The sequence below is a fragment of the Azospirillum sp. A26 genome (assembly GCF_042604635.1).
Taxonomy (GTDB): Bacteria; Pseudomonadota; Alphaproteobacteria; order Azospirillales; family Azospirillaceae; genus Azospirillum; species Azospirillum palustre.
The window spans coordinates 1123339-1138266 of the sequence record NZ_CP170474.1; the positions used below are offsets into that span (position 1 = coordinate 1123339).

4 protein-coding genes are annotated in these 14928 nt (G+C 66.4%); 1 reads left to right on the top strand and 3 read right to left on the bottom strand.

Going from position 1 to position 14928, the window contains the following annotated elements:
• Positions 1-128 precede the first annotated feature (128 nt).
• Complete coding sequence (locus ABNQ39_RS28680) at positions 129-11228, bottom strand: FG-GAP-like repeat-containing protein (protein ID WP_376964945.1); 11100 nt, start codon at positions 11226-11228, stop codon at positions 129-131.
• A 143-nt stretch (positions 11229-11371) separates the two neighbouring features.
• Entirely contained in the window at positions 11372-12451 is a 1080-nt protein-coding gene (locus ABNQ39_RS28685; RefSeq protein WP_376964947.1) for a TIGR03032 family protein, read from the bottom strand.
• A 293-nt stretch (positions 12452-12744) separates the two neighbouring features.
• Here ABNQ39_RS28685 and ABNQ39_RS28690 point away from each other — a divergent pair, with 293 nt between their 5' ends.
• Positions 12745-14547: a tetratricopeptide repeat protein gene (locus ABNQ39_RS28690; RefSeq protein WP_376964949.1), complete on the top strand. Its 1803-nt coding sequence runs from the start codon at positions 12745-12747 to the stop codon at positions 14545-14547.
• A gap of 11 nt (positions 14548-14558) precedes the next feature.
• On the opposite strand, the gene ABNQ39_RS28695 is transcribed toward ABNQ39_RS28690, so the two are convergent.
• The gene (locus ABNQ39_RS28695) at positions 14559-14723 is read right to left on the bottom strand and encodes a hypothetical protein (RefSeq protein WP_376964951.1); all 165 of its coding nucleotides are present in this window, start codon (positions 14721-14723) and stop codon (positions 14559-14561) included.
• Positions 14724-14928: the final 205 nt, after the last annotated feature.

A 14928-nucleotide genomic window follows, 5' to 3' on the forward strand; every position in this document is an offset into this window, starting at 1 on the left:
ACTCCTTTCACCCGGGCACGGCCTGGAGTGCGATCGGTTCCGCGGCCATAGCAGATTTGCGGCCAGGAGGGAAAGGAGGATCGCCCGCCTTCCCCTGCTGCTGCCGCATCACCAGACCGGCTCCCCGATCAACCGAGGTTGATGTCGGAGAGCGAGAGCACCGTGCTGTTGTAGACGCCGAGCAGACGAACCTCGGACGACGCCACCTGACCGTCGCCGTTGGTATCGATCACCTGATACAGGCCGGAACTGCTGCCGTTGTTGGCCAGAACCAGCATGCCCGCACCGGCCGACGAGTTGGTCAGCGTCCCCAGAGCCGTCCGGAAGTTGGCGAGGCCGGCATCGGTCAGGCTGCCGCTGACCGCAGAGGACAGGCTGACCAGTTCGTTGGTCATGCTCACCCCGTTGGTCGCCGCGGTCGCCGTGGTCAGCGAAGCGTCGCCGTTCCGGTCCGCCGTCGTCCGGGCCACATCCGTCAGCTGCACCTTGTCGGTGCCCGACTGGAAGTTCGACACAGAGATGAAGCCGGTGTTCGCACCCAGCGCCGCGATGTCGCTGAAGGACGAGTACACCACCGTATCCGTGCCGCTGCCCGACGCCAGGCTGATGCTGTCGCCAGTACCACCCTGGAAGCGGATCGACCCGCTGGTCACCGTGATCGCATCGGTGCCCAGACCGCCGGTCAGCGTCTCCACGTTCTGCACCGACATGGTCACGCCGGTGTCGCCGGTGGTGATCACGTCGTTGCCCGTGCCGCCGATCAGCGTCTCGATGCCGCGCAGCAGGACCGTCGAGCCGCCGTCGCCGAGGCTGACCACATCCGTAGCCGCACCGCCGACGATGATCTCGATGCCGCTCTCCGCCCGCATGGTGACGCCGGTGTCGCCCAGTATCACCAGATCGCTGCCGGCACCACCGATCATCGTGTCGATGCTGCGGGTGATGACGGTGTTGCCCGCCACACCCAGGGTCACGACATCCGAAGCGGTGCCGCCGACCAGGAACTCGACGCCCGAGGCCGACATCGTCACGCCGGCCGAGCCGGTGAGGACGATGTCGGTGCCCGCACCGCCGGTCAGGCTGTCGATGCCGTTGACCGTGACCGTGTTCGGCGTGTCGCCGAGCGTGATCGCGTCGGTGCCGGTGCCGCCGATCAGCGTCTCGATGCCGCGCAGCAGGACGGTCGAGCCGCCGTCGCCGAAGCTGACCACATCCGTGGCCGCGCCGCCGACGATGATCTCGATCCCGCTTTCGGCCCGCATGGTGACGCCGGTGTCGCCCAGGATCACCAGATCGCTGCCGGCACCACCCGACAGGGTGTCGATGCCGCGGACAATGGCGGTCGCCCCGCCCGCCCCCAGGGTGACGACGTCCGAACCGGCGCCGCCGACCAGGAACTCGACGCCCGAGACCGTCATCGTCACGCCGGCCGAACCGGTGAAGACGACGTCGGTGCCAGCACCGCCGATCAGGGTGTCGATGCCGGTGACGGTGATCGTGTTCGGCGTGTCGCCGAGCGTGATCACGTCGGTGCCGGTCGAACCGATCAGCGTCTCGATCCCGCGGGTCAGCAGGGTGGCGCCCGACGTGCTGATGGTCAGCACGTCGGTGGCCGTGCCGCCGACCAGGATCTCGATGCCGGTGCCCAGCGTCATCGTGTTGCCGGTATCACCCAGGAACACGAGGTCGGTGCCCACACCGCCGATCAGCGTCTCGATGCCGCGTATGGTGGTGGTGTTGCCGGCCGAACCCAGGGTCAAGACGTCGGTGCCGGAGTTGCCGATCACGTAGTCCGCGCCCGAGACGGTCAGGGTCGCACCCGCCGAACCGGTGAAGATCACCTCCAGGCCCCTGCCGCCGATCAGCGTCTCGATGCCCAGAGCCAGCAGCGTGCCGCCGGCCGTGCCGATGGTCACCACGTCGGTGCCCGTGCCGCCGATCAGCGTCTCGATGCCCGACACCACCAGCGTGTTGCCGGCAGTGCCGAGGGCGATGAGGTCACTGCCGAGACCGCCGATGATCGTTTCGAAAAGCGAAACCGTCGAGGTGCTGCCGGTATCGCCGAGTGTCAGCACATCGACACCGCCATTGCCGATCAGCGTCTCGATGCCGCGCAGCAGGATGGTGTTGCCCGCCGAACCCAGCGTCACGACATCCGTGCCGGTGCCGCCGATCAGGGTGTCGATGCCCGACGCCGAGATCGTCGATCCGCCCGAACCGAGGACGATGAGTTCGGATGCCGTGCCACCCAGCAGGGTTTCAAGGGCATTGGCCACCAGGGTCGCCCCCAGAGTGCCGACCGCGACCACGTCGCTGCCCGCCCCACCGGTCAGCGTTTCGAGGAGCGACACCGTCAGCGTGTTGCCGCTCGACCCCAATGCGACGATGTCCAGCCCGGCCCCGCCGGTCAGCGTCTCGACCGCACCCACCAGCATGGTGGAGCCGGTGTCGCCGATGGTGACGGCATCGCTGCCCGCCCCGCCGGTCAGCGTTTCGATGGCGCGCAGCAGCAGCGTGTTGCCGCCGGTGCCCAGCGCGATGACATCCCGACCGCTGCCGCCGACCAGGATATCGAGCGCCGATGCCAGCAGCGTGCTGCCGGACCCACCCAGGAAAACCAGATCCAGTCCATCGCCACCGATGAGGGTTTCGAGCGCATTTGCCTGAAGCGTGGTGCCACTCGACCCGATGGCAATGACATCGGTCGCCGCGCCGCCGGTGATGGTTTCGATGGCCGACACCGTCAGGGTGGTGCCGGCAGTGCCGAGCGTCACCACGTCCAGACCGGCCCCGCCCCGCAGCGTCTCAAGCTGTGATACCGCCAGCGTGCTGCCGGCGGACCCCAGCGTCACCACATCGAGCCCCGCGCCGCCCGACAGCGTTTCCAACTGCGACGCCAGCAGCGTGTTGCCGGCGGTGCCGAGCAGGATGCTGTCGATACCTGTGCCGCCGGTGATGGTCTCGAACAGCGACACCGTCGCCGTGTTGCCGGTATCGCCCAGCGTCAGAAGATCGCTGCCGGAACCGCCGGTCAGCGTCTCGATGCCGCGCAGCAGCACGGTGTTGCCGCCGGCGCCCAACGTCACCGCGTCGTTGCCGGCCCCGCCGACCAGGATCTCCAACCCGGAGACCAGCAACGTGTTGCCGGCCGAGCCAAGATAGACCACATCGGTCCCGCTCGACCCGATCAGCGTCTCCAGACCGGAAACCAGCAGCGTGTTGCCGCCGGTCCCCGACACCCGGTTCATGTCCGCCGCCGTGTCGAAGCCGGCGGTGGCGAGCGTCACGATGTCCAGCCCGGCCCCGCCGGTCAGCGTCTCCAACTGCGACACCAGCAGCGTGTTGCCGCCAGCGCCAAGCCCGATCACGTCCTGCGCGAAGCCGCCGACCAGCGTCTCGAGGTTCGACGCCAGCATGGTCGAGCCGCGGTTGCCGATGGTGATGGCATCGACGCCCGTCCCGCCGGTCAGCGTCTCCAGCATGCGCAGCAGCGTGGTGTTGCCGCCGTCGCTCAGCGTGACGATGTCCAAACCCGAACTGCCGACGAGGATCTCCAGCCCGGCGATCAGCAGGGTGGACCCGCCGCCAAGCTCACCGACCACCGCCACGTCGCTGCCGGAGCTGCCGACCAGCGTCTCGAGCAGATTGACGACGAAGGTGCCGCCGCCGTCCGACAGCTGGACGACGTCGCGCCCGCTGCTGCCGGTGATCGATTCGATGCCGACGATCCGCACCGTCGTGCCGGCGGTGCCCAACGTCACCACATCGAGCCCGCTGCCGCCGATCAGCGTTTCCACCGCGACGGTCGCCAAGGTGCTGCCGCCGGACCCCAGCGTCACGATGTCCAGTCCAACTCCGCCGATCAACGTTTCCAACTGCACTGCCAGCAGCGTGTTGCCGGCGGTGCCGAGCAGGATGCTGTCGATACCTGTGCCGCCGGTGATGGTCTCGAACAGCGACACCGTCGCCGTGTTGCCGGTATCGCCCAGCGTCAGAAGATCGCTGCCGGAACCGCCGGTCAGCGTCTCGATGCCGCGCAGCAGCACGGTGTTGCCGCCGGCGCCCAGCGTCACCGCGTCGTTGCCGGCCCCACCGATCAGGATCTCGATGCCCGACACCAGCAGCGTGTTGCCGGCCGAGCCGAGATAGATCACGTCCGTCCCGCTCGACCCGGTCAGCGTCTCCAGCCCGGAGACCAGCAGCGTGTTGCCGCTGGTGCCCGACACCCGGTTCATGTCCGCCGCCGTGTCGAAGCCGGCGGTGGCGAGCGTCACGATGTCCAGCCCGGCACCGCCGGTCAGCGTCTCCAGTTGCGACACCAGCAGCGTGTTGCCGCCGGTGCCCAGTGTGACGATGTCGAGCGCGAAGCCGCCGACCAGCGTCTCCAGGTTCGACACCGCCATGGTCGAGCCGAGGTTGCCGATGGTGACGGCATCCACGCCCGTCCCGCCGGTCAGCGTCTCCAGCATGCGCAGCAGCGTGGTGTTGCCGCCGTCGCCCAGCGTGACGATGTCGGTGCCGGCGCCGCCGATCAGCATTTCCAGACCGGACGCCAGGACCGTGCCGCCGGCGGAACCGAGGAAGATCAGTTCGGATCCGGTGCCGCCGGCAATCGTCTCCAGCAAATTGGCAAGCAGGGTGCTTCCGGCGGAACCGAGCGTCACGACATCGGTGCCCACAGCGCCGGTGATCGTCTCCAGGCCTGAGATCCGCAGGGTGTTGCCGGCAGTGCCCAAGGTGACGACGTCGGTTCCACCGCCGCCGCCAACCGTTTCGAGGCCCGAAACGGACAGGGTGTTGCCGGCCGAACCGAGAGTCACGACGTCGGTGCCCAGTCCGCCGGTCACTGTCTCGAGGGCGCTTGCAAACAGGGTGCTGCCCGCCGTGCCCAGCGCAATCGAGTCGACCGATGCGCTGCCGACGAGTGTTTCGAGAGCTGAAGCCAGCAGGGTGCTGCCGGCGTCGCCCAGCGTGACGATGTCGGTGCCGCCGCCACCGGCCAGCGTCTCGATACCGCGCAACAGCAGGGTGTTTCCGGCCGAGCCCAGGGCAATGACATCGGTCCCGGTTCCACCGGCGAGGGTGTCGATGGCCGAGAGGGAGACGGTGGACCCGGACGTGCCGAGGACGACCAGATCGGACCCCGCACCGCCGACGAGAGTCTCGATCAGATCGGCCAGGATCGTGTTGCCGCCGGCTCCCAATGTGACGACGTCGGTGCCCGCCGACCCTGCCAGTGTCTCGATGGCATTGACCAGCAGGGTGGTGCCGGTGGGGCCCAGGGCAACGATGTCGGTTCCGCTGCCGCCGCTCAAAGTCTCCAGCCGGTCGACGAGCAGGGTGCCACCCGCGCCGCCTAGGGTGATGACGTCGGTGCCGGCCCCTCCGATGATCGTTTCGAACAGCGTGGCCAGCAGCGTGATGCCGGTCGTGCCGACGGTCACTGCGTCACTGCCGGTGGACCCGGTCAGCGTTTCGAGGCGTTCGACGAGAACCGTGCTCCCACCGGTTCCAAGCGTGATCACATCGGATGCCGACGATCCGAGGATGGTCCTGTACTGGCTGGAGACGGACAGGGTGCTGCCGCCGTCCTCCAGGATGAGAACGTCGGCACTCAAGATGCTGACAAGGGTTTCCATCCCGCTCAGATGAAGGGTCTGCCCCGTCGCGATGATAGTTTCGATATTGACGACGTGAATGGTCGCCCCGCTGGTCCCGATCACGACGACATCGGTGCCGGAGCCGCCGATGAGCGTTTCGATGCCGGTCGTCAGCACGGTATTGCCGGCGGTGCCCAGCGTCACGACGTCCGTACCGATCCCGCCGATCAGGGTTTCGATGCTCGTTGCCAGCAGGGTGCTTCCGGCGGCGGCCAGCGTCACAACGTCGGTACCGGCCCCACCGGTCAGCGTTTCGACAGCGGTGACCAGCAGCGTGTTGCCGGCGGTTCCAAGCGTAACGACGTCCGTACCGGTCCCGCCGATCAGGGTTTCGATGCTCGTCACCAGCAGGGTGCTTCCGGCGGTGGCCAGTGTCACGACGTCGGTTCCGGCCCCGCCGGCCAGGGTTTCCAATCCCTGCACAATCACGGTTGCGCCGACGGCACCCAGAATTATGACGTCGGTACCGCTGTTTCCCGTCAGCGTCTCGATGCCCGACACCAGCATTGTGCTGCCGGCGGTGCCAAGCGTCACGACATCGGCGCCGACCCCGCCGGCCAGCGTTTCGAGAGCCGACACCAGCAGGCTGTTACCGCCGGTGCTCAGGGTTACGACATCGCTGCCGGCCCCGCCGGTCAGGGTCTCGATGCCGATGACACTTAGCGTGCTGCCGCCGACGCCCAGCATCACGAATTCGGTGCCGGACGCCCCGATCAGGGTCTCAATGTCGGCGATCAGCAGGGTGTTGCCGCCCGCACCCAGCGTCACGACGTCGGTACCGGCACCGCCGGTCAGCGTTTCGATGCCGACCGTCGATAGGGTGTTTCCAGCAGCGCCGAGCGTGACGATGTCGGTGCCGGCACCACCTGTCAGCGTCTCGATCCCGAACACCAGCAGGGTGTTGCCGGCAGTGCTCAGCGTCACCACGTCGGTCCCGGCTCCGCCCCCCAGCGTCTCCACTTCCCTGACCGCCAGAGTATTGCCAGCGATACCGAGCATCACGATGTCGGTTGCGCTGCCGCCGATCAGGGTCTCGAAGCCGGTCATGCCCAGCGTGTTGCCGGCGGTGCCGAGTGTCACGACATCGGTGCCGGCACCGCCGATCAGCGTCTCGATGCCGGCCACCAGCATCGTGTTGCCCGCGGTGCCCAGCGTTACCACGTCGGTGCCGGCGCCGCCGATCAGCGACTCGATGGCTGAGACCAACATCGTGTTGCCGGAAGTCCCCAGCGTCACGATCTCGAGGCCGCTGCCGCCGGTCAGCGTCTCGATGCCTTGCATCATGATCGATGCGCCGCCGGATGCCACCGTTACGACATCGGTGCCGCTGTTTCCCGTCAGCGTTTCGATGCGCCAAACCAGAATCGTGTTACCGCCGGTTCCGAGTGCCACGGCATCGCTGGCAACGCTGCCGGTCAACGTCTCGATAGCCGAGACCAGCAGAGTGTTGCCACCGGTGCCGAGTGTCACCACGTCGGTGCCGGCGGCGCCGGTCAGGGTTTCCAGCAGCCTCACCAGCATGGTGCTGCCGACGGTTCCGACGGTGATGACATCGGTGCCGGTGCCGCCGGTCAGCGTTTCCAGCCGCGAGACGAGCAGGGTCGTGCCGGCGGTCCCGATGGTCACGGCATCGGTGCCGACGCCACCGGTCAGCGTCTCCAAATCCGACACCCTCGTGGTGACGCCGGTCGATCCCAGGGTGACCACGTCAGTGCCGCTGTTGCCGACGATGGTCGCCACCAGCGACACCGTGGCGGTGTTGCCCTGCGTCGCCAGTTGCAAAACCGACGTGCCGCCCGCGCCGCCCGCGGTGATGGTTTCCACGCCCGAGACCGCGTACCGCACACCATTGGTGCCGAGCACGACGGAGTCCGTTCCCGCACCGCCGATGATGGTTTCGATGCTATAGATCGCCGTGGTGTTGCCGGCATCACCCAGGGTGACGACATCGATACCGCTGCCGCCGAGCAGGGATTCCAACCCGGACACCAGCGTGGTGTTCCCCGACGAGCCCAGCGTGACGATATCGGCTCCAATCCCGCCGATCAGGGTTTCCACCTGCGAGACCGTCGTGGTGTTGCCCGCAGAGCCGAGCGTGACGACGTCATTCCCAACCCCGCCGGTCAGGCTCTTCAGCCACGACACCGTCATGGTTGAGCCTGCTGCGTCACTCAGCGTGATCACATTGGTGCCGCTGGTGCCAATCAGCGACTCCATCCCGCTCACCAGCAGCGTGTTGCCGGCGGTGCCAAGCATGACGACGTCGGTCCCGGCACCACCGGTCAGGGTTTCCAAACCCCGCACACTCACGGTTGCGCCGGCGGCACCCAGAATTATGACGTCGGTACCGCTGTTTCCCGTCAGCGTCTCGATGCCCGACACCAGCATTGTGCTGCCGGCGGTGCCAAGCGTCACGACATCGGTGCCGACACCGCCGGCCAGCGTTTCGAGAGCCGTCACCAGCAGGCTGTTGCCGCCGGTGCTCAGGGTTACGACATCGCTGCCGGCCCCGCCGGTCAGAGTCTCGACGCCGATGACGCTCAGCGTGCTGCCGCCGACGCCGAGTGTCACGACATCGGTGCCGACCCCGGCGATCAAGGTTTCGATGGCGCTGACGGTCAGCGTGTTGCCGCCGGTAGTCAACGTCACGATGTCGGTGCCGCTGTTTCCCAGCACTGTTTCGATGCGGGAGAGCTGAATCGTGCTGCCGGCAGTGCCGAGTACAATGAGATCCGCACCGATCCCACCGATCAAGGTTTCGATGTCGGACGCCAGCACCGAGTTGCCGAAGGTGCCCAACGTTACGATATCGGTGGCGGACCCGCCGATGAGCGTCTCGATAGCGGACACCAGCAAGGTGTTGCCCGCGCTGTCCAGCGTCACCACGTCGGTGCCGGTACTGCCGGTCAGCGTTTCGACGCCCGAGATCAGCAGGCTATTGCCGGCGGTGCCCAGCGTGATGACGTCGGTGCCGGCACCACCGGTCAAAGTCTCGACGGCCGAAACCAGCATCGTGTTGCCGGTGGTGCCCAGCGTTGCGACGTCCGTACCGGCGCCGCCTGCCAGCGTTTCGACACCGGTGATCAGCAGAGTGTCGCCACTGGTGCCGAGGAACACGACATCGCTGCCGAAACCACCGATGAGGGTCTCGATGCCGGCTGCCAGCAGGGTGTTGCCGGTGGTATCGAGCGTTACGACGTCGGTGCCGACACCGCCAACGAGGGTCTCGATGCCGGTTGCCCGCAGGGTGTTGCCACTGCCGCCCAGCGTCAGCACATCGGTGCCGGTACCGCCGATCAGCGTTTCGACGGCCGAGGCCAGCATCGTGTTGCCGGCGTCGCCGAGAGTCACAATTTCCAAACCGGCGCCACCGATCAGGGTCTCGATGCCTTGCACCGCCACCGATATGCCGGTGTTTCCCACAGTCACGACATCGGTGCCGCTGCCTCCCGTCACCGTTTCGATCCGGGCGACTTGGATCGTGTTGCCGGCGGTGCCGAGGATTGCGATATCCAGGCCGCTCCCGCCGAGCAGCGTCTCCGTGTCGGACACCAGTGTCGTGTTGCCGCCGGTGCCGAACGTCACGACGTCGGTGCCGGCACCGCCGGTCAGGGTCTCCAGCAACCTCACCAACATGGTGTTGCCGGCGGTTCCGATGGTGATGATATCGGTGCCGGTGCCGCCGGTCAGCGTTTCGACAGCCATGACCAGCATCGTGCCGCCGGCGGTGCCAAGCGTGATCAGGTCGCTGCCGGTGCTGCCCGTCAAGGTTTCAATGTTGGATACCGACACCGTGTTTCCGGTGGAAGCGAGCGTCACGATATCAGTGCCGGCCCCTCCCGTCAGCGCATCGATTCTCGACAGCTGGATGGTGTTGCCCGTATCCGCCAGCGAGATGGCGTCAAGCCCCGAACCGCCACTCAACGTTTCGATCTGGGAAAGGGCGAGGGTTATGCCAGAGGCGCTGACGGTGACGACATCGGTGCCCGTACCGCCGATGAGCGTTTCAAGAACGGAGATCAGGACCGTGTTGCCGGACGACCCGAAGGTCACGATGTCGGTGCCGGTGCTGCCGATGAGGCTTTCAAGGGCGCCAACCAGCAGCGTGGCGCCGGCGGTGCCAATCGTCACGACGTCGGTGCCGCCCCCGCCGATCAGCGTCTCGAGTCCTTGCACCCTCATCGATGAGCCAGCGGAGCCCAAGGTTACGACGTCGGTGCCGCTGTTTCCGATCACCGTTTCGATGCGGGAAATCTGAATCGTGTTGCCGTCGGCGCCGAGAAAAACGAGTTCCGTGTTGGCACCGCCGGTCAGCGTTTCAATCCCGGACAGCAGGGTCGTGTTGCCGCCGGACGCGAACGTCACAATGTCGGTGCCGATGCCGCCCGTCAGCGTTTCGATGCGGGAGAGCTGAATCGTGTTGCCGGCGGTGTCGAGGGTCACGACATCGGCGCCGGCGCCGCCGGTCAGCGTTTCGATATCGGTCACGCTCAGCGTGCTTCCACCGGCACCCAAAAATACGACATCGGTGCCGGTCCCACCGAGCAGCGTCTCGGCTGCCGCGAGCGTGAGAGTGTTGCCCGCCGTTCCGAGCAGGATGACATCGGTGCCGCTGCCGCCGATCACGGATTCCATCCGCGAAACCAGCATCGTGTTGCCGGAGGTGCCCAGAACGGCGGAATCGCTGCCGCTGCCGCCCGTCAGCGTTTCGACGCCGGTGACGCCGAAGGTCGCGCCGATGTCGCCAAGCGTGATGACGTCGGTGCCGGTGCCGCCGGTCAGCGTGTTGATCTGCGATAGCGTCAGCGTGTTGCCGGTATCGGCCAGGGTCCTGACGACCGGCGCGACGTTCCTGAGATATTTCAGGGTGCCGTTGTCGATGCCATAGAGTGCGTCGAGGTCGCCGTCGCCATCGAGGTCGGCCAGCGCCGGCATCGGATAGGCTCCGGTGACGAGGCCGTAGACAGCCGTCCCGACGAGCGAGAATGTTGGGGAGGATGTCGTCCCGATGTTGATGGAAATGACGTCTTTGTTCACCAGGTCGAGATCGCCGTCACCGTCGAGGTCGACGAGGACCGGCGCATTGTTGCGGATGCCTTGCGTCATGCCGAAGAGGTTCGTCCCCTCCAGAGAGAAGGTGGGCGCCGCCGACGTTCCGGTGTTGCGGTAGAAAAGGAGGCCGTTGGTGTTGGTCCCCATCAGCAGGTCGGCATCGCCGTCGCCGTCCAGGTCGGCGAAGCTCGGAACCATGTAACTGTCGTTGACGATGCCGAAGAGGTTTGTTCCCTCCAGCGAGAACGTAGGTGCCGATGACGTTCCGGTGTTGCGGAAGAACCGCGTGCCGCCGGTTTGGCTGCCGATGAAGAGATCGAGGTCGCCGTCGCCATCGATATCGACGAAGCTCGGTGCCGAATAGGCGTTGTAGCTGGTAAGGCCGAGAACATTCGTGCCTTGCAGGGAAAAGGTCGGTGCGAGGCTCGTTCCGACATTGGTGAAATAAACCGTCTCGCCCAGCTTGTTGCCGACCAGAAGATCGAGGTCGCCGTCGCCGTCAAGATCTTGGAACACGGGGGCGGAGTAATCCCCGACATCGCTGAGGCCGAAAGAATTGGTGCCGACAAGGGTAAAGGTGGGAGTGGTCACGATCTTTCAGCCCCTCAGAAACAAGTATCGACACCGCATCGGTTCACCGGCCGCCCTGGGGCGTCCGGTCAATTCGGAATTTCCGTTGGCGTGGCCACCGCTTCGGCCAGCGCCCGCGCATCGAGCAGCCCGACCGCCTCGGCACGGCGCACGCCGGGAAGGACGGCGACGTCGTACAGCTCGTTCACGGTGTGATGGAGCCACAGCATGTGCGCCACGGTCCCGCTGTCCGTATCGACCACGGCCAAGCCGCACTGGGCGGAAACCCCTGCCCGCTCCAGCGCCGGTTCGAGCGGCAAGGCGCTCAGGGTTCCATGACCGCCCCGCGGACGCGACAGCCCGATGACCGCCCATTTCCCGTGAAAGGCCAGCCCGCGCGTGAAACCGGGACAGAAGCAGACCGGCTCGAAGCGGCCGCTTCCGTCCATCGTTCCAAGCTCGCCGCTGCCGGAATTGAGCAGCCACAGCCGGCCGCGGTGCCAGCGCGGGGAATGGGGCATCGACAGGCCGGCACAGGCAACCTCGCCGGATGGGACATCGATCAGCACGCCGCCATCGGTCCGGCGCTCGCGCCAGCCTTCGATCACATCGCAACGGCCCAATGCCGTCGCGAACATCGGCCGGCCGTCCTCGCCGAGCGCCAGCCCATTCAGGTGGCAGCGGTCCTCGTTGCGCAGGGCGGAAATGAAGGAGGGTTTCCAGACCGGACGGAAACCGCGGTCGGGATCGGGAACGGCAAGGCAGCTGAAGCGCGTGTTGACGAAGACCGGGACCCCGTCCGGCCCGACCGCGATGTCATGGATATCGACGTCGCCGGTCATGTAGCCCAGGCGCGGCACGTAAAGACGGTCCGCGCCCGACGGCGTGCGGTCGGATGGCTGAAGCGTGTTGGCGAAGCGCCAGAGGTGGGACTGCCCGCCGACCCACAGCGCGTTCCCGTCGACACACAGCCCCTGGCAGCGCTGCACCATCCGCGCATGGGCCTTCAGTCGCCCATCCTCCCCCAGCCCGAGGAAGAACAGCCTGTGGGTCTCGTAAGTCGAAAATGCGATGCCACAGCCGACAGCCGCCAGCCAATCGGGCAGGTTCGGCGTCCCTTCCAGCATCGGCCGGGTCGATTGGGGCTGGGATCGTTCTTCAGCGGCCATCCAGCGTTCCCTCTCGTCCGTCCCTACCCATCCTGGATGATTTATTCGCATGCAGCGTAAAATAAAGTTAAATTAATAAGAGAATATGGAATTTCCTTGAAAGTTGGGAATTACCCACATCCAAAGATAGAGAGGACTTGAAAGGATATCGACGAAGGAACCATTCGAGATTGCAAAGGTCGGAACCAACCGTGAATTCGACCCATCCGAATCGGACCGACGCCCAAACCCGCATAGACATATCTCCAAGGCTGCTTTGCATCGATCCGGTACGTTCCAAAGGGCAATTTTATATGTCCAAGCCAATCAAAAGTTTCATGGATCCGGCCGTCGCCCTCACCCTCCGAGGCGCCGCCGCCCTGGCCGAGGGAGAGGCCGCGCTCGCCGCTTCCCACTTCACCACGGCCGCCCTACTGGCACCGCATCGGGCAAGCATCTGGCACAATCTCGCTGAAGCGCGGCGTGTCTTGGGCCAAACTGCCGATGCGGCGCGGGCTTACCGCCGTGCCCTGCGGCTGCGTCCCGCCTACCCGAAGGCTTGGGCCGGGCTGGCCTCTCTGCTGCTCAAGAGCCGACGCTTCAAGGCGGCGGCACGGGCGGCGGTGCGGGCCCTGGCCCTCGATCCCGGCTTTGCCGAAGCCTGGTCGGTCGCCGGCTCGATCCTGCTGGACCGGCGGGCGATGGAGCGCCTGCCGGTCGTCCTGCGCCGGGCGGTGCGGCTGGCTCCGGACAGCCCGCTGCCGTGGCTGGCGCTGGCCGGAGGACTTGGCGAAACGGCTGGCGAAACGGCGGATCCGGCCCTTCCGCTGGTCTGTGTGCGGCGCGCGATTGCGCTGTCGCCCAACCGGCCGGCCGGCTATGTGAACCATGCCGGCCTCCTGATCAGGTCGGGCAGCCTCGACGCCGCGCAGGTCCTGCATGACCGGCTGCGCCGGCTGACACCGCTGGAGGGACATGCCGAGGCCGGCGACAGTCTGGTAGCGACCCTGCGCGGCGATTTCGCAACGGCCATATCGCTCGCCCGCCACGCTCTCGTCCTGCGACCGGCTTCACCAGCCGCCCTGATCAACCTGTCGCTGGCTGACCATGGCAGCGGGATGACGGAACCGGCGCGCCGCGGCAACGAGCGCGCCCTGGCGCTTGAGCCCGAAAGCGACGTGGCCCGCTTCAACCTGTCCATGGTGCTGCTGGCGGAAGGCGACTTCGCCAGGGGGTGGCCGCTCTACGAAGCCCGCTGGCGGATGGAGCGTGTGGCCTACCCGGCCCATGCGCCGCGCTGGGCCGGCGGAAATCCGGCGGGACGTTCACTCCTTCTGGTGGCCGAACAGGGGCAGGGAGATACGCTGCAATTCGTCCGTTATGCCCCGATGCTGGCGGCACTCGGCGCCAAGGTCCACCTGATGGTGCAGCCGGCATTGGTCCGGCTGCTGTCCGGGCTTCCCGGCATCGCCTCCGTCCGGTCGCTCGCGGAGCCGCCACCGGCGTGCGATGCCTGCATTCCGCTGCTCAGCCTTCCCCTGGTGTTCGGCACCGGTCTGGCGACCATTCCGGCCTCCGTCCCCTATCTGAGCCCGTCCGGGCAGAAGCGCGCCGTTTGGAAACGGAAACTCGACGCTGAGAGCGGACTGAAGGTCGGTCTGGTCTGGGCCGGTTCGGCGCATGACGAGCAGTTCGTCGCGCATATGGTCGACCGGCGACGCAGCCTGCCGCTGGCCGCGCTGGCCCCGCTCGCCGGCATTCCCGGCGTGAGGTTCTACAGCCTGCAAAAGGGCCCGCCGGCAAGCGAAGCGCGGCCACCCGGCCTCGACCTTGTCGACTGGATGGATGAGGTCGAGGATTTCGCCGACACCGCCGCGCTCGTCGCGGAACTCGACCTCGTCATCAGCGTGGACACCTCGGTGTGCCATCTGGCCGGCGCGCTGGGCCGGCCGGTCTGGATGCTGTCGCGCCACGATGCCTGCTGGCGCTGGCTGCGCAACTGGTCAGACAGCCCCTGGTATCCGACCATGCGCCTGTTCCGCCAGGACCGGCCGGGCGACTGGCCTCCCGTCATCCTTCGGGTCCGCGCCGCCCTGGAACGTCGGGCTATGTTGTGAGGCAAAAACTGCTATTGGCCGACCGGCAACAGCCCGCCGAAGCCAACCATCACCGGCATTTTCGCCGGGTCGGCAGGCACGGTCCGCGAAAAGGCGGGCTGCGCAAGCCCGAGTGCGGCCAGCAGCGACAGGGTGCCGGCGACCAGGGCGGTGGACCGAAGGATCAGATCGAGCATGGGGCTGTCTTTCAAAAATCTGGCTTTCAAATTTTGAAATTCGGATCGGTTGACGGCAGCGGGATGTCCGGATCGCCATCCCTCCTCGTTCGGGGTCGTGTGCAGCGCTCTCCATTCACCATCCGAGGAGAACATAGACCTTATCTATTCCTACTGTAAAGATAGCGATTTGAAATTCTGTTGAACAAATTTTTCTTGTGCTATA